At 72.1% G+C, this 15498-nt stretch carries 15 protein-coding genes; 9 read left to right on the top strand and 6 right to left on the bottom strand.

The annotated features are described in order from the left end of the window. Nucleotides 1-2: 2 nt before the first annotated feature. From QRN49_RS06205 to QRN49_RS06195, 3 genes are all read right to left on the bottom strand, one after another. Complete coding sequence (locus tag QRN49_RS06205; protein ID WP_209049152.1) at nt 3-671, bottom strand: GntR family transcriptional regulator; 669 nt, start codon at nt 669-671, stop codon at nt 3-5. A 92-nt stretch (nt 672-763) separates the two neighbouring features. After that, nucleotides 764-1741 carry an MDR family oxidoreductase gene (locus QRN49_RS06200; RefSeq protein ID WP_284754528.1) on the bottom strand — a complete coding sequence of 326 codons (978 nt, stop codon included), beginning with the start codon at nt 1739-1741 and terminating at the stop codon, nt 764-766. Between the two features lie 319 nt (nt 1742-2060). Then, a complete protein-coding gene (locus tag QRN49_RS06195) occupies nt 2061-3089 on the bottom strand; it encodes a 6-phosphofructokinase (protein WP_111022389.1) in 1029 nt (342 codons plus the stop codon). Nucleotides 3090-3162: 73 nt separating this feature from the next. Between QRN49_RS06195 and QRN49_RS06190 the strand changes: the two genes are divergently transcribed. After that, nucleotides 3163-4128 (top strand): DNA-3-methyladenine glycosylase family protein, encoded by a 966-nt coding sequence (locus QRN49_RS06190; protein WP_284754524.1) that lies wholly within the window; start codon nt 3163-3165, stop codon nt 4126-4128. Between the two features lie 20 nt (nt 4129-4148). Here the strand turns inward: QRN49_RS06190 and QRN49_RS06185 are convergent, their stop codons facing one another. After that, nucleotides 4149-5006 (bottom strand): NAD-dependent epimerase/dehydratase family protein, encoded by an 858-nt coding sequence (locus QRN49_RS06185; protein ID WP_284754523.1) that lies wholly within the window; start codon nt 5004-5006, stop codon nt 4149-4151. Nucleotides 5007-5078: 72 nt separating this feature from the next. Between QRN49_RS06185 and QRN49_RS06180 the strand changes: the two genes are divergently transcribed. The 3 genes from QRN49_RS06180 to QRN49_RS06170 all read left to right on the top strand — a co-directional run bounded on the left by QRN49_RS06180 (nt 5079) and on the right by QRN49_RS06170 (nt 7421). Then, nucleotides 5079-5411 carry a hypothetical protein gene (locus tag QRN49_RS06180; RefSeq protein WP_194653033.1) on the top strand — a complete coding sequence of 111 codons (333 nt, stop codon included), beginning with the start codon at nt 5079-5081 and terminating at the stop codon, nt 5409-5411. 51 nt (nt 5412-5462) lie between these two features. Next, on the top strand, nt 5463-6827 hold the full coding sequence (locus QRN49_RS06175) for a hypothetical protein (RefSeq protein WP_284754520.1): 1365 nt from the start codon (nt 5463-5465) through the stop codon (nt 6825-6827). Nucleotides 6828-6893: 66 nt separating this feature from the next. After that, nucleotides 6894-7421: an ATP-binding protein gene (locus QRN49_RS06170; RefSeq protein WP_284754518.1), complete on the top strand. Its 528-nt coding sequence runs from the start codon at nt 6894-6896 to the stop codon at nt 7419-7421. Here the strand turns inward: QRN49_RS06170 and QRN49_RS06165 are convergent. Continuing rightward, nucleotides 7410-8081, bottom strand: a complete 672-nt coding sequence (locus QRN49_RS06165; RefSeq protein WP_284754515.1) for an HAD family hydrolase — start codon at nt 8079-8081, stop codon at nt 7410-7412. The genes QRN49_RS06170 and QRN49_RS06165 overlap by 12 nt on opposite strands. A gap of 163 nt (nt 8082-8244) precedes the next feature. Between QRN49_RS06165 and QRN49_RS06160 the strand changes: the two genes are divergently transcribed. From QRN49_RS06160 to QRN49_RS06145, 4 genes are read left to right on the top strand one after another with little or no spacing between them, the layout of a single operon-like run. Further along, a complete protein-coding gene (locus tag QRN49_RS06160; protein WP_194623457.1) occupies nt 8245-9306 on the top strand; it encodes a TerC family protein in 1062 nt (353 codons plus the stop codon). Nucleotides 9307-9348: 42 nt separating this feature from the next. Beyond that, the gene (locus QRN49_RS06155) at nt 9349-10038 is read left to right on the top strand and encodes a YceI family protein (protein ID WP_282819533.1); all 690 of its coding nucleotides are present in this window, start codon (nt 9349-9351) and stop codon (nt 10036-10038) included. Further along, on the top strand, nt 10035-10550 hold the full coding sequence (locus QRN49_RS06150) for a sigma-70 family RNA polymerase sigma factor (protein ID WP_071404491.1): 516 nt from the start codon (nt 10035-10037) through the stop codon (nt 10548-10550). Before QRN49_RS06155 ends, QRN49_RS06150 begins: the two co-directional genes overlap by 4 nt. Continuing rightward, complete coding sequence (locus QRN49_RS06145; protein ID WP_111111171.1) at nt 10547-11254, top strand: anti-sigma factor; 708 nt, start codon at nt 10547-10549, stop codon at nt 11252-11254. The genes QRN49_RS06150 and QRN49_RS06145 overlap by 4 nt, the downstream gene beginning before the upstream one ends. Here the strand turns inward: QRN49_RS06145 and QRN49_RS06140 are convergent. Beyond that, complete coding sequence (locus tag QRN49_RS06140; RefSeq protein ID WP_194623459.1) at nt 11251-11730, bottom strand: MarR family winged helix-turn-helix transcriptional regulator; 480 nt, start codon at nt 11728-11730, stop codon at nt 11251-11253. The genes QRN49_RS06145 and QRN49_RS06140 overlap by 4 nt on opposite strands. 128 nt (nt 11731-11858) lie before the next feature. Between QRN49_RS06140 and QRN49_RS06135 the strand changes: the two genes are divergently transcribed. Beyond that, nucleotides 11859-15428 (top strand): proline dehydrogenase family protein, encoded by a 3570-nt coding sequence (locus QRN49_RS06135; RefSeq protein WP_284754504.1) that lies wholly within the window; start codon nt 11859-11861, stop codon nt 15426-15428. Nucleotides 15429-15498: the final 70 nt, after the last annotated feature.

Genomic DNA, 15498 nt, shown 5'->3' with positions numbered 1-15498 from the left:
GGTCAGCCGCGGTCGGCGCGGACCGCCTCGATGTGCTGTTCGAAGTTGCGGGTGAGGGCGCGGCCGGCCTCGGCAGCGCCTTCGCCGTCGCGCTCGGTGAGTGCTTCGCGCAGGATCGAGAAGAACGCCTCGGACCCGTACTGCTCGAACGCCGGCGTGGGGTTGAGCGTGAAGCGGACCCGCTCCATGGCACCGACCGCGGCGTTCTGCACCAGGGGGTTGCCGGAGTGCTCGACCGCGAACTCGATGATCTCGGTGAGGGCGCCGCTGAAGCCGTAGTCCCGCACCTTGCGCATGCGGTCGGCCTTGTCGAGCAGCGCAGTGAGGGCTTCGACGTCCTCGTCGCTGTACTCGGGGACGCCCCAGCGCAGGCTGAGCTCGAAGAACCCGGCGGTCGCGCGGGTCGCGGTGACCCAGTCCTCGAAGGTCGGGGTGGCGACGCGGGTGTACCGGTTCGCCTCCATCTCGACCAGGCCGATGTCGACGAGCTTCGCGATCGCCTCGCGGATCGGGGTGCGACTCACACCCAGCCACTGGACCAGCTCGTCGTCGTTCAGGCGCTCGCCGTGCTGCAGTGTGCCGTCGCGGAGGGCCGCGAGCATCTTGTCGTACACGACGTCACGCAGGAGCTTCCGGGGAGAGCTCTCCACGGTGGACTTGGGGACCGGCATGTCATCTCCTCGAGGACGAAATCGACACTCGAAATCCTAGCGTGCCAATATGCAAACGTTTGCTAAATGAATCGCTCGGAACGCACGCCCACTCAGCCCGCTACGGCGACGACCGTCCGGCCGTGCACGCGTCCCGCGACGACCTCGGCCCCCACGGCGATGGCCTGCTCGGGCGTCACCGTTCGGGTGACGTCGGCCAGCAGCGCCGCGTCGAGGTCGGTCGCCAGTCGGTCCCAGGCCCGACGCCGGAGCTCGAGCGGGGCGTCGACGGAGTTGATCCCGAGCAGCGACACCGACCGCAGGATGAACGGCAGCACGGTCGTCGGCAGTGCGGAGTCCTGCGCCAGCCCGCACGCCGTGACGGCACCACCCCACCGGGTCGAGGCCAGGACGTTCGCCAGCGTGGCCCCGCCGACGCTGTCCACCGCTCCGGCCCAGGTGGCACGCTGCATCGGCTTGCCCGGTTCGGACAGGGTGCCGCGGTCGACCACCTCGGTGGCCCCGAGTCGGTGCAGCGAGTCCGTGTTGGCCGCGCGACCGGTCGACGCCGTGGCCCGGTACCCGCGGGCCGCGAGCAGTGCGATCGCCACGGTGCCGACCCCGCCGGACGCCCCGGTCACGAGCACCGGCCCGTCGTCCGGCGCGACGAAGCGCTCCAACGCCAGCACACTCAGCATCGCCGTGAACCCCGCGGTGCCGATGGCCGCCGCGAACGAGTCGTCGATCGCCTCGGGCAGTGCGACGAGCGACCCGGACGGCACCACGGCCTGCGTTGCCCAGCCGCCGTGCCGGGTCTCACCCAGGCCGGCGCCGTTCAGCACCACCCGGTCACCGATCGCGACCTCGTGCACACCCGGCCCGAGCCCCGACACCGTGCCGACGACGTCGATCCCGGGCACCAGTGGGTCGAGCCGGGCGACGCCGGGGTTCCGCGCGAGGGCCAGGCCGTCCTTGTAGTTGACGCTCGAGTACGTGACGTCGACGAGGGCCTCGCCCTCGGCCGGATCCGGCAGGTCGACGTCGGTGACGGTGGGCGGGGCTGTACTGGACACGAGGACGGCGCGGGTCATGCGCCGGACGCTACCCCGGGCCTCCCGGCCGTCGGTCCGTTCTTTCCCAGAACGTGCGCGATGCCTGGTGGATTCGGGCGTACCGGGTCAGAACAACCGACCAGGTACGCCCGATCTGACCAGGTACGCCCGATTCGACCCGGCGCAGACTCGGCGGGCTCGTCGGCGTGCCCGTTCTTTCCCAGAACGCGCGCGATGCCTGGTGGATTCGGGCGTACCGGGGCAGAACAACCGACCAGGTACGCCCGATCTGACCAGGTACGCCCGAAACAGCCGAGCCGCCCCGGCCGCCCCCGTCGCCCCAGCCGCCACAGCCCACTCAGCCGAACATGATGGCGGCCTCGTCGAAGCGCGCCTGCGGCACCGTCTTGAGCTCCCCGAGCGCCTCCTCGAACGAGACGTGCTCGATCTCGGTGCCCCGGAGCGCCACCATCCGGCCCCAGCGCTCCTCGACGACCGAGTCGATCGCCGCCAGCCCGAGCCGGGTCGAGAGCACCCGGTCGTACGCGGTCGGCGTGCCACCGCGCTGGATGTGCCCCAGGGTCGTGGCCCGCGTCTCGATGCCCGTCATCTCCTCGATGAGCGGCGCGAGGCGCTCGCCGATGCCGCCCAGCCGCGGCCGTCCGAAGGCGTCGAGCCCGCGCTCGGTGTGCGCGGTGTCCTCGTGGTCGGGGACGAAGCCCTCGGCCACGACCACGAGCGGTGCGCGACCGCGGTCGTACGCGGCCCGCACCCACTTCGCGATCTGTTCCATGCTCGTCTTCTGCTCGGGGATGAGGATCGCGTGCGCGCCCGCGGCCATGCCGGAGTGCAGCGCGATCCAGCCCACGTGTCGGCCCATCACCTCGGCGACCATGCAGCGCGAGTGCGACTCACCGGTGGTGCGGAGGCGGTCCATCGCCTCGGTCGCGATGGCGACGGCGGTGTCGAAGCCGAACGTGTAGTCGGTCGCGCCCAGGTCGTTGTCGACCGTCTTCGGCACGCCCACGATCTGCAGGCCGGCGTCGGTCAGGCGCTTCGCGGCGGCGAGGGTGCCCTCGCCGCCGATCGCGACGATGGCGTCGATGCCGTGCCGCTGCAGGGTCGCGGAGATGTTCTCGACCCCGCCGTTGGGGCCTTCGAACGGGTTCGTGCGGCTGGTGCCGAGGATCGTGCCGCCCTGCTTCGCGATGCCCTGGATGTCCTTGCGGCCGAGCGGGACGATGTCGCCGTCGACCACCCCGCGCCACCCGTCGCGGAAGCCGACGAAGTCGTGTCCGTAGATGGCGATGCCCTTCAGGACGATCGCGCGGATGACCGCGTTCAGGCCGGGGCAGTCGCCTCCGGAGGTGAGGATGCCGATGCGCATGGGAACTCCGTCGTCGGGTGGTGGGGATCAGTGCCCATCATGACTGACGGTGGTTCCGCATTACCATCCCCGTGTGTCCCTGCTCGCTTCCGCCGCCGTCGACGCCGCTGGTGCGTCCGGCGACGCGTCTCGCGTCGACACGGTGTACCGGCCTGGAGGCGCGGTGGACGTCGCGTCGACCCTGCGGCCCCTGCAGCGCGGCTCCGGCGACCCGGCGTTCCAGGTGGTCGGCGGCGTCGTGTGGCTCGCGCTGCGCACGCCCTCCGGTCCCGCCTCCGTGGCGATCCGGCGGGCCGGCGACACCATCGCGGTGTCGGCGTGGGGGAGCGGTGCGTCGTGGGCGGTTTCCCACGCTCCGGAGATGCTCGGTCGCGGCGACGACTGGGACGGGTTCGACGTCACGCGCCACGAGTTCCTCGCCGCTGCCCGCCACAAGCAGCCCGGGCTCCGGCTGCTCCGCACGAACACCGTGGTCGCGATGCTCGTGCCGGCGATCATGGAGCAGAAGGTGACCTCGCGGCAGGCGTGGGGCGCGTGGCGGTACCTGCTCCGTCGGCACGGCACCCCGGCACCCGGCCCGGCACCGGCGGGCATGATGGTGCCTCCGGACGCTCCGACGTGGGCGCGGATCCCGAGCTGGGAGTGGCACCGCGCCGGCATCGAACCGGGGCGCTCGGCCACCGTGATGCGCGCCATGAAGCTCGCGCCGGCACTCGAACGGACCCTGGCGCACGGGCGCGGTGGCGAGGTGGTCTCCACGAAGTTGCAGTCGATCCCCGGGGTCGGCCGGTGGACCGCCGCCGAGACCGCCCAGCGCTCCCACGGCGACCCGGACTCGCCGAGCGTGGGGGACTTCCACGTGCCGGCACTCGTCGGGTGGGCACTCACGGGCGCCCCCGTGGACGACGACGGGATGCTCGAGCTGCTCGAACCCTGGCGCGGGCACCGGGAGCGGGTCGTGCGGTTGATCGGTGGCTCCGGGTTCCGGAAGCCCGCGTTCGGGCCGCGGATCACGATCCAGGACCACCGCGGCCACTGAGCGCGGTGGTCCGCGGGGCGTCAGGGGTGGCGGGTGCCCTCGCCGGCCAGCACGGCGCGGTAGCCCTCGCGGAACGTCGGGTACTGGGGTGCCCATCCCGTCGACCGGAGGAGCGCGTTCGACAGGCGCTTGTCGCCGCCGGCCTGCCGCGCGTCACCGTCACCCGTCGACGGCTCGGCGACGTGGAGTTCGTCGGCCAGGAACCGCAGCACGTCGTCCAACCGGCTCGGCTCGTCGTCCGTCCCCAGGTAGAGCGGCGCCGGGTCGGGCAGGGCCGCCAGGTGCACGAGCGCGGCGGCGGCGTCGTCGCGGTGGATGCGGTTCGTGTGCGGTGAGGTGCCCGGCGCCAGCCGTGCGGACCCGGACCGGACCTGGTCGATGAGTCGCTCGCGGCCGGGGCCGTAGACGCCCGACAGCCGGACCAGCACGGCGCCGGGAGCGCGCTCGCGCAGCAGGACCTCGGCCTCGACCAGGACCTCGGCGGTCGGGGTCGCACCGCGCGCCGGAGTCTCCTCGGTGACTTCGCTGCCGTCCGAGACGTCGTACACGGCGGTCGAGGACACGACGAGCACCCGGGGGTCGGCCTCCGAGGCGTCGATGCCGTCGAGCACGTTGCGCAGTCCGTCGACGTAGGTGGCGCGGTACTCGTCGACGTCGCGGCTGCCGGCTGCGAAGGCCACGACGACGACGCTCGTGTCGGCGGGGATCTCGGGGACCTCGTGGCGCAGGTCGACGCTCCGGCCGGTGATCGGTACGGGGACCAGCTCGGCACGGCGGCGGAGTCCGATCACGCGGTGGCCCTGGTCGGCGAAGCGCAGGCCGGCTTCGGTCCCGAGGTCGCCGCATCCGGCGATGACGACTGTCGTGGAGTTCTGCACGGCTCGACCCTGGCACGCCCGGTTGGTGGAAGGCGGGGAAGCGCGCACATCACGGATCACTAGGGTCGGCGCATGGGGCGGCAGCGGCGACGGGTGGTGCGTGACGTCGCGATCGCCCTGCCCCCGGTCGTCGAGATCGTGCTCGTCGTCGCCGGCTCGATCGTCTCCGTCGGAGCCGTGGGGGAGAGCGCGGAGTCGTGGGCGCCGTTGTCGTGGCCGCTGTACGCCGTGCTCGTGACGTTCCCGTTCGCGGTCGTCGCGCTCGTCGCGGCGGTGCGGCTCCGCGGACTGGAGGCCAGGACACCGGCGATCTGCTTCGCTGCCCTGTCGGTGGCCGTGGGTGCCATCCCCTTCGTCGGGATGCTGAGCGTCTTCGTACAGTTCTGGAGCGTCTCGACTAGATGAGAACGGTTATCGTCTAGACGACCGTCATCCGACACGCACCCCAGGAGCCCCATGTCCGCTCGACCTCCACGTCTCCTCCCCGCCCTCGTGCTCGCGGGGCTCGTCCCCCTCGTCGCCACCGCGATCGCCGTCCCCGCGTCGGCTGCACCCGCCGTGACACGGACCGCCCACCACAGCTGGCTCGTGACGGCTGACCCGACGGCGAAGCGCGTGTACGTCAACGACGCCGTGACCGGTCGGCGGACCGCCACCCTGAGCGGGATCGAGTTCGGCACCCACGCGGGGTCCGTGCAGCTCGGCCACGGGCGGATCGCGTTCATGGACGAGTCGAAGCCGCGGCTCGACGTCCTCGCCATCGGCCCCCGCGGCACGGCGCGCATCGCGCAGCACTACGCGATCCCGAACGCCGACGAGCGCTGGGAGCGTGCCGGCTGGCTGTCGACCGACACCGCGCGCCGGCACCTGGCGGTCGGCTCCGACTTCGACGGCTCCGAGCGGCAGCGGGTCACGGTCATCGACCTGCAACGGAAGACGGAGCGCACCGCCCGGATCGACACCTCGGCGGTGCAGCTCGCCACGACGGGCAAGCGCGGCACGGAAGAGGTGGAGACGTTCCTGGTCGGCAGCCCCCTGCGCCTGGTCGTCACCGCGGGCGGACGCCTCGACGCCTACTCCGTCTCCGCGATCATGCGCGGCGCGACGCACCCGCGACCCGTCGCGACCACGCCCCTCGGTGCCTACCCGCACGGCCCGATCGTCAACGCCACCGGGACCGTGATCGGTTCCGACCTGGCCGCCGGTGTGCAGACCGTGCGGGTGACGCGGACCGGCTTCACGGGCTCCCGATCCGTCGCGTACCCGAAGCCGAGCGTGCAGAGCTACCGGCCCCGCATGGCACCGGACGGCACGACCGTGGTCGGCACCCAGGCCGGCAGCACGGCAGCCGGCACCCCGTGGAACGCCGTCCCCGCGTACCTGACCACCTCGTCGACGTCGTCCAGCAGGATCGGCAGCGTCGACCTCGGCACCGGGTCCTTCACCCGGGTCGCCGTCACCGCCCGGTTCGCCGCCGTCGCGCTGACGTCGGGCACCGGGGACTCGCTCGTCCTGGTGCGGAAGCAGGCCGACGGCGTCTACTCCGGCCGCACGACCTCGGTCGCGCTCACGCCGCTCCGGAAGGGCCCCGTCGCCGGACAGTCGGCCGCCGGGGCGTCGGTGCGGTTCACCGCGGCGACCGACGACGGCCGCAGCGTGTTCGTGACACGGGGCGACGAGGGGAAGATCACCCAGATCGACACCGCCGGTGCGAAGCCCTCCGTGCTCCGCACCATCACGCTGCCCACGGCGCTCGCCGGGGGTGGGTACCTGACGACGGTCGACTCGACGGTGGCCCCGTACGACCTCAGCGGTCGCTGACCGTTCGGTCGATCGACAACCAGCCGCCGACCGCCCCTCGGGGTGGTCGGCGGCTAGGGTCCTGGTGTGATCGTCTGGTTGAACGGAACCCACGGGGCGGGCAAGACCACGACGAGCCGACTGCTCCAGCCGCTGCTGCCCGGCTCGCGGATCCTCGATGCCGAGAAGGTCGGCGAGGTGCTGATGGACGTCACTCCCGGGCTGCCGGAGAGCGACAACTTCCAGCACTGGGACCCGTGGCGGCCGCTCGTGGTCGAGACCGCTCGCCGGGTGCACGACTACGTAGGCGGGCCGCTCATCATGCCGATGACGGTCCTGGTCGAGGCGTACTGGCGTGAGATCGCCGCGGGGCTCGCGGACCACGGCATCCCGGTCCGGCACTTCGTGCTGCACGTCGACGAGTCGACGCTCCGCGACCGGATCCAGAACGACCCGATCGTGGGGCCGTCCACGTTCCGGTTCGCGTACGTCGACGCCTACGCCGAGGCGGCTCGCGGCTGGCTGCACGCCGAGGCCGAGGTCATCGACGCGACCGACGTCCCCACCACCGAGGCGGCCCGGGCCGTCGCGGACGCGGTGACGTCAGCGCGCTGACAGCACGAGTGCGCGGAGACCACGGGTCTCCGGCTGCGCGTGGTCGACCAGCACCGCCCGCATCCCGGCTGCCCGGGCACCGGCCACGTCGCGCTCGGGGTCGTCACCGACGAACAGACAGTCCGTCGGGTCGACGCCGAGCTGCCCCGCCAGGGTGTGGAACGCGCGGACGTCCGGCTTCTGGAACCCGATGCGTTCCGAGACGCAGACGACGTCGAACGCGTCGGCCAGGCCGGTCCGAGCGAGCTTGTCGAGCTGCTGGCTCTCCGTACCGTTCGTCAGGAGACCGAGGCGGTGTCCGCTTGCGCGCAGCTCGTGCAGCAGCGGCAGGCTCTCGGGGAAGAGCCGCCAGGCCTCGCGGTACGCGAGCAGGTAGTCGTCGAACACCGCGTCCAGGCCGGCCTCGTCGCCGGGCGCCTCGATGCCCAGGTGCGGCAGGACCGTGCGGAGCCGTGCGCGCCGCTGTTCCCGGAAGCTGATCGCCCCGGACCGCCAGCGCTCGAACTGGTCGTCCTCGGCCGTGAACCAGGCGCCGATCGCTGCCTCGGTGGGCTCGACGCCGAAGCCCTGCAGGAACCGGGTCACGCCCACCCGAGCGGACCCGTGGTGGTCGAACAGCGTCCCGTCCAGGTCGAAGCAGATCGCTCGCGGAGTCGCCACGCGCCCAGGCTACGGCGCGTCCGGACCGCGCGACGGGCACCGAGCGGGACGAGCCTGTCCGCCGCACGCAACCCCCGGGTTCGCCACCGCCCGGATCATGCCGGAGACTGGTGCGGGTCGCTCACGAAGCTGCCCGCCCCACCACCAGCAAGGAAGGCTCCGCATGCCCGAGCTCCCCGTCGTGTTCGAAGTCGGCTCGATGATCGCCCTGGTCGCGATCCTGCTCGCCGACCTGCTCATCGTCGCGCGTCGCCCGCACGTGCCGACGCTGCGCGAATCCGGCATCTGGGTGGGCATCTACGTCGGGCTCGCACTGGTCTTCGCGGTGCTCATGCTGGTCTTCGCCGGTGGCGACTCCGCGGGGCAGTTCCTGGCGGGCTGGCTGACCGAGTACAGCCTGAGCATCGACAACCTGTTCGTGTTCGTCATCATCATGGCGCGCTTCTCGGTGCCGAAGAAGATCCAGCAGGAGGTGCTGCTGCTCGGCATCATCATCGCGCTCGTGCTCCGCGGGATCTTCATCCTGGTCGGTGCGCAGCTCATCGAGAACTTCTCGTGGATCTTCTACATCTTCGGCGCCTGGCTGATCTGGACGGCGATCCAGCAGCTCCGCGGCGAGGACGAGGACGACCAGAAGGACACCTTCATCGTCCGGCTGCTGCGCCGCCGGGTCCGTCTCACCGACACGTACGACGGCATGAAGTTCCGCACCCACCACGACGGTGTCCGGCACTTCACGCCGCTGCTCATCGTGCTCATCGCGATCGGCACCACGGACCTGCTGTTCGCGCTCGACTCGATCCCGGCGATCTTCGGCATCACCGAGAGCCCCTTCATCGTGTTCACCGCGAACGTCTTCGCGCTGATGGGCCTGCGCCAGCTCTACTTCCTGTTGGGCGGCCTGCTCGAGCGTCTGGTCTACCTGAAGTACGGAATCGCCGTGATCCTGGCCTTCATCGGCGTGAAGCTCGTGCTTCATGCGCTGCACGACAACGAGCTGCCGTTCCTGAACGGCGGCCACCACATCGAGTGGGCGCCGGAGATCAACACGTGGGTGTCCCTGCTGGTGATCGTCGCCGCGATGGCCGTGTCGACGCTGGCGAGCCTCGTGCGGATGCGTGGAGAGACCCCCGCCGACGCCGTGACCGCGGACGACACTGCGGTGGACGACGACCGATCCGACCAGGACCGCGCCGACCAGGACCGCGCCCGTACCTCCGACTGAAACCCGTTTGAACGATCCGCCCGGCTGCCTCGTCGTCTGGGTATGGCACTCCGCAAACGCACCAAGGTCATCATCGGGATCTCCGCCGGCGTCGTCGTCGTGGCGGCAGCAGCCGTCATCGCCGGCCCGGTCATCTACGCGAACACCGTCAACGGCCAGGCCGCCGCAGCACCCTCGCTGTCGGCGTCCTCGTCCGGCACCCTCGACGCGAAGGAGGCCGACGGCACCTGGACCAGCACGAGCAGCTCGTACGCCGGGTACCGGGTGCACGAGGTCCTGCAGGGGAATGATGTGAACGTGGTCGGTCGCACGAAGGACGTCAAGGGAACCGCCGTCGTCGACGGCGGGTCCCTCACCAAGGCGTCCGTCACCGTGCAGGTCGGCAAGATCAGCACCCCCGAAGCCGCCCGCGACGAGTACTTCCGTTCCACCGCGCTGCAGACCGACAAGTACCCCACGGCGACGTTCGAGCTGACGAAGCCCGTCGACGTCACGAAGGCGCTCGACGGCTCCACGCAGGACGTCACCCTGACCGGCACGATGGACCTGCACGGCGTCGAGAAGCCGGTCACGGCCGACGCCCAGGTCGCGGTCGGCAAGGGCGGGACCGTCCAGGTCGCCGGCACCGTGCCGATCACCTTCGCCGACTACGGCGTGAAGGCCCCCTCGCTCGGCTTCGTCACCGTGGACGGGAAGGGCTCCGTCGAGTTCTCCCTCGACCTCGGGAAGTGACCGTGACGAGTCGTTCCGCGGACGAGCTGCTCGCGACGCTGTACCGCGAGCACGGTGACGCGCTCACGCGGTACGTCCGGCACCTCACGCGGGACGGCTCGACGGTCGAGGACGTCGTGCAGGAGACGATGGTCCGCGCCTGGCAGCGCCCGGCCGTGCTCGAACGGGCACCCGACAGTGCACGGGCGTGGCTCTTCACGGTGGCGCGCAACCTGGTGGTCGACGACGCACGGTCGGCCCGCAACCGCCGTGAGCACGGCACCGAGCACCAGGTCGAACGGATCGAGTCGGACAGCACTGACGCCGTGCTGGACCGGATCGTGGTCGCCGACGCACTCGCGTCGCTGAGCCCGGACCACCGTCGCGTGGTGGTGGACGCGTACTGGCTCGGGCACACGGTGCCGGAGATCGCACGACGACACGACATCCCGGAGGGCACCGCCAAGTCGCGGCTGCACTACGGGCTGCGAGCCCTGCGGCTCGCACTGCAGGAACGAGGAGTGACCCGATGAGCGACGACAAGTACGCGGAGTGGGATGCGGCGTACGTCCTCGGGTCGCTCCCGGCGAGCGAGCGGCTGGAGTACGAACGGCATCTCGAGAACTGCGACCGCTGTGCGGCCGCCGTCGCGGAGCTGGTCGGTCTGCCGGGGCTGCTCGGCAAGCTGCCGGCCGACCAGGCGATCGAGATCGCGGAACCGGACGGGAGGCCCGACACCCGTTCCGAGAGCGACCTCGCCTCCGTCGCGCACCGCGTCCGACACCGTCGCCGCCGTCGCCGGGTCTGGGTCGCCGCAACCGCGGGGCTCGCGGTGGTCGCCGCCGTCCTGGGCGGGCTCGCGGTCGGCGCCGCGGGCGAGCGCACCACGGTGCAGGCCGGTGCCGCTCCGACCGCAGCCGCCACCGCCGACCGCTACGACATGACCGGCGTGCAGGGACTCGACGTCCAGCTCGCCATCAGCGGCGAGCAGTGGGGCACCCGCTTCGACTGGGGGTGCTCGTACGGCGGCAAGGAGTGGTCGCCGGACGGGTCGATCCTCTACGACCTCGTCGTCGTCCGGACCGACGGCTCGACGCAGACCGTGGGCTCGTGGACGGCTGCCGGTGCCGATGCGCGCGGACTGTCGGCGTCGACGGACATCCCGCGGGACGAGATCAAGAGCGTGCAGGTCCGGCTGCGCGGTGAGCGCGGCGCGCTCGCCGTCGTCACGCTCTAGCCGACGTCGGCCTCGTCCGAGGTGTCGTCGGGGCCGATGGCGTCCTGGACGCGCGCACTGACGGACCGCAGCGTCTCGGCGTCGGTCCCCACGGGCCTCCAGAACAGGTCCTCGAGCGCACCGGTGTGCGCGCGGATGCCGGCGAGCACCGCACGACGGCCGTCCGCGGTCATCACCACCCAGCTGCCGCGGGCGTCGCTCGGGCAGTCCGCCCGCTCGACCAGGCCGCGGGAGACCATCCGCGTGACCTGGTGGCTGACGCGCGACTTCTCCCAGCCGATCCCCGCGGCGATGTCCCGGACGCGCAGACGGTGGTCGGGGTCGCGGTGCAGGCCGATCAGGATCTCGAACTCGGGGACGGAGATGCCGGCGCCCGCCTGGACGGCCCGGTCGAGCGCCCGGTCGAGTCGTCGCCAGGCGTCGTGGTACGCGTCCCAGGTAGCCCAGTCGTGGCCACCGTTGCCCTCCGTCGACATGCCGACCAGCGTATCCACCGGGCGGACGATCGGACCGCGACGCGAGCCCTTTCATCCGCTCGGATGACTCCTGGCCGACGCACGGCGTGCTCCGAGGTCGCGTCGGACGTGCGGCATACGATCGGGGGATGCCGAGCGCTCGCCTCCAGGACACCACCGATGACGCCGTCGCGCTCGTGCGCCGGTGGCTGGCGGCGTCCGCCGGGGTGAAGCCCGACCCGGGTGCGGTCCGTCTGGCCGAGGTCCTGCGCGACGAGCAGGGCCTCGACTTCACGCGGGGGTTCGTGGACAAGGTCATCCGCCCCGAAGACCCCCGGGTGGCGGCACGCAACCTCGAGCAGCTGAGCCGTGACGTCCCCGACTTCCTCGCCTGGTACCTGCGCGGGGCGGTGACGCTCGGCGGTGGGTTCGCCACCATGGCGCCCTGGGCCGTGATCCCGACCGCGCGCCGGATCCTCCGCCGGATGACCGGGCACCTGGTCATCGACGCGAGCACGAGCAAGCTCGGCCCGGCCCTCGCCAAGGTCCGCGGTCCGGGGACGCGACTGAACGTGAACCTGCTCGGCGAAGCCGTCCTCGGCAGCGCCGAGAGCGACCGACGCCTGCAGGGCACCATGGACCTGCTCGCCCGCGACGACGTCGACCACGTGTCGATCAAGGTGAGCGCCGTCGTGCCGCAGACCTCGCCGTGGGCCTTCGACCAGACCGTCGAGCGCGTCGTCGACCGGCTCGTCCCGCTCTACCGCCTGGCCGCGGCACCGACGGCCGCCGGGCGCCCCGCCAAGTTCATCAACCTCGACATCGAGGAGTACCGCGACCTCGACGTCACCCTCGCCGTGTTCCGGGCGCTGCTCGACCGTGACGAGTTCGCCGACCTGCCGGCCGGCATCGTGCTGCAGGCCTACCTGCCCGACGCCGCGGGATCACTCGACGCGCTGACCGCGTGGGCGCAGGAACGCCGGGCGCGCGGCGGTGCCCCGATCACGGTGCGGCTCGTCAAGGGCGCGAACCTCGCCATGGAGCACGTCGACGCGATCCTGCACGGGTGGCCCCTCGCCACCTGGGGCAGCAAGCGCGAGACCGACACCGCGTACCTCCGGCTGCTCGACGCCGCGTTGACGCCAGAGCGCACCGACGCGGTGCGCATCGGGGTCGCCGGGCACAACCTGTTCGACCTCGCCACCGCGTGGGTGCTCGCCCAGCGCCGCGGGGTCACCGACGCGGTCGACGTCGAGATGCTGCTCGGCATGGCGTCCACCCACGCCCAGGCCGTCCGGGCCGACGTCGGGCAGATCCTGCTCTACACGCCCGTCGTGCAGCCGGACGAGTTCGACTCGGCCATCGCGTACCTGGCTCGTCGCCTGCAGGAGAGCGCGAGCCCCGAGAACTTCATCGCCGCCGCGTCCGACATCGACCACGACGCCAGCGTCTTCGAGCGGGAGCACAGCCGGTTCCTGGCGTCCGTCGCCGCACTCGACGAGCCCGTCCCCGCCACCCACCGCACGCAGGACCGCCACCGTGCCCTCGGCGAACCCGTCCTGCGCGACGCGTTCCGCAACGCCCCCGACACCGACCCGTCCATCGCTGCGAACCGGGCCTGGGCGCTCGACGTCCTGCGCCGGGTGCCGCGCTCGCAGCTCGGCGCGCAGACGATCCGCGGTGCGAAGGTCGCCGACCGCTCCAAGCTCGAGCGGATCATGGCGCGCACCGCCCAGGCCGGCGTGAACTGGGGGCGGCAGGACCCGTCCGACCGTGCCGAGCTCCTCGACCTCATCGGGCACGAACTCGAGACCCGCCGCGCCGACCTGATCGAGGTGATGGCCGCCGAGACCGGCACGACCTTCGCCGAGGCCGACGCCGCGGTGACCGAGGCCGTCGACGCCGCCCACTACTACGCCGAGAGCGCCCGCCGCCTCGGGGACATCGAGGGCGCGCAGTACGTGCCGCCGCGGCTGACCGTCGTCGTGCCGCCGTGGAGCTCCCCCGTCGCGATCCCCGCCGGTGGCGTGCTGGCGGCGCTCGCCGCGGGCAGCGGTGTCGTGCTCAAGCCGGCGCCCGAGGCCAAGCGGTCCGGTGCCGTGCTCGCCGACGTGCTCTGGGACGCCGGGGTGCCGCACTCGCTGCTGCAGCTCGTCGACCTGGCCGAGGACGAACTCGGCCGCGACCTCATCGGCCACCCCACGGTCGACCGCATCATCCTGACCGGATCGTCCGACACCGCCCGCTCGTTCCGCTGGTGGCGTGCCGGGCTGCCGCTCACCGCCGGGACGAGCGGCAAGAACGCCATCGTCGTCACGCCGAGCGCCGACCTCGACCTGGCGGTGCAGGACATCGTGCAGTCCGCCTTCGGGCACGCCGGACAGCAGTGCTCGGCGGCGTCCCTCGTGATCCTGGTCGGGTCGGTGGGGGAGAGCGAGCGCTTCCAGCGGCAGCTCGTCGACGCCACCCGCACGCTCCGGGTCGCGTGGCCGGACGACCCCACGGCGCAGGTCGGCCCGCTCATCGCCGAACCGCAGGGCACGCTCCGTCAGGGCATGACCGAGCTCGGCCCGGGGGAGTCCTGGCTCGTGCAGCCCGAGGCGGTCGACGACTCCGGCCGGCTCTGGTCGCCGGGCATCCGCGACGGCGTCCGACCCGGCAGCGACTTCCACCAGACCGCGTACTCGGGCCCGGTGCTCGGCATCATGCGCGCCGAGACCCTCGAGCAGGCCATCGCCATCCAGAACGGCACCGACTTCGGGCTGACGGCGGGCATCCACTCGCTCGACGTCGACGAGGTGTCCGAGTGGCTCGCCCGCATCCGCGCCGGCAACCTCTCCGTCAACCGCGGCATCACCGGTGCCGTCGTGGGACGCCAGCCGTTCGGTGGCTGGAAGGGCTCCTCGGTCGGCACCGGCACCAAGGCCGGCGGGCCCATGTACGTCGCGACCCTCGGCCGCTGGCTGCCCACGCCCCGCACCGTGCACAAGAGCATCCAGCTGCACGGCCTGCCCCCGCGCGTCACCGCGGTGATCGAGGCCGCACGCAGCGGGCTGTCCTTCGAGGAGTTCGACCGCGTCCGCGCCGGGGCCCTGAGCGACGTGCACGCACGAGAGACCCTCTTCCGGTCGCGGGACCTGTCCGGGCTCGTGGTGCAGCGGAACGTGCTGCGCCACCGCCCCCAGTCCGTCATCGTGCGCCAGGCCGAGGACGCCTCGACCGTGGACCTCGTCCGGACGCTCGTCGCCGCGACCTCGGCGCGTGCGCACGTCCTGCTCAGCACGGCTCGGCCGCTGCCCGGCCCGCTCACGCAGCTGCTGGCGGGGAACCGGTCGCCGCTCGACGTCGTCGACCACCTGGTCGAGTCCGACCAGGAGTTCCACGCCCGCGCGTCGTCGGGGGCCGTGTTCCAGGCGGACTGGTCCACCGACCAGGACGACCAGCCCGTCGACGCGCTCGAGGCCGTGTTGTCGCAGGGGCAGGACCGCCCGGCCCACACGGCGTTCGGTGGTCCCGGTGCCCGGATCCGGTTGCTCGGCGGTGACCCCCTGGCCCTCGAAGAAGCCCTGGGTGCGAGCATCGACGTCGCGATCCACGACGCGCCCGTGGTCGAGGCCGGCGTGATCGAGATGCTGCCGTACCTGCGCGAGCAGTCGGTGTCGATCACCGCGCACCGGTTCGGCGACGTCGACAGCGACTTCTCCGAGTTGCGCGTGTAGGCGCTTCCGCTTGGTGAGCAGAAGAGGTCGGGTCCCGTGTGGGGACCCGACCTCTTCTGCTCACGAAGTG

The organism is Curtobacterium sp. ME-Dv--P-122a (genome assembly GCF_030209645.1).
GTDB classification, from domain to species: domain Bacteria; phylum Actinomycetota; class Actinomycetes; order Actinomycetales; family Microbacteriaceae; genus Curtobacterium; species Curtobacterium flaccumfaciens.
This window is presented reverse-complemented; position numbering and strand designations above follow the sequence as displayed.